General features: G+C 34.1%; 1 protein-coding gene. It reads left to right on the forward strand.

From position 1 onward, the window contains the following. Window positions 1–717 (forward strand): AAA family ATPase (locus D9V42_RS14725; protein ID WP_122065552.1); only part of this gene is annotated, 717 nt, incomplete at its 5' end. Between the last annotated feature and the right edge of the window lie 92 nt (window positions 718–809).

Genomic DNA, 809 nt, shown 5'->3' on the forward strand with positions numbered 1-809 from the left:
TATCAAGGGTTACCTTTTTTTGGTTATGATACAAAGCGAAGCAAGACACTATACATAGACAATGAAGATACTGACAGAGAGTTAAACAAAAGGCTTAGAAATAAAGATAATGCACCAGAAGACTTACATTTTTTGACAGGTGGAGAGTTTATGCTTGATGATTCGCACCACATGAACTTATTATATGAATACATTAAAGAAAATGATATAAAATTCGTGATCTTGGATAATTTAATGACAATGCTAAGAAATGGCGATATTATCTACGGTAAAGACTTTGAACCAATGCTTAGGAGAATTACACGCTTAAAGTTACTTTTCCAAGACGTTACTTTCTTGTTAGTAGCTCATGCAAACAAATCAGCTTATGCAAACTCAATGGACGATAAAGCATATATGGTAAAGCCTAGTGACGCCTTGGGTGGTTCTACTCTAACAGCATGGGCAGAATTTATGTTAATGTTAAGCCCTAAACGTGGCAAGCATAACGACTTCTCTAAGTTATCAGTCAAAGCGCGTGGATATCAGTTTGACGATGATTTAAACTTTTCATACGTTGATTCAGTATTCACTTGCGTCAATAAATCAAAAAAAGAACCAGATAGCGAACTAGTGGAAAAAGTAAAGGCTGAAACTCCAATCGAAACGACGAAAGAATCGGCACAGGCTTTCTTAGACTTAGCTAAAGAGAAAGGAAAAGTAACAGAAAATGAGTGATAAAAAATACGTTGTTTATTACCATGAAAAAGTAAATGAATACTTCTATGACTATTATTCAAGGTTTAACATGAATGAACAATATTCAAAAC

This window comes from Staphylococcus pseudoxylosus (genome assembly GCF_003697915.1).
GTDB lineage: Bacteria > Bacillota > Bacilli > Staphylococcales > Staphylococcaceae > Staphylococcus > Staphylococcus pseudoxylosus.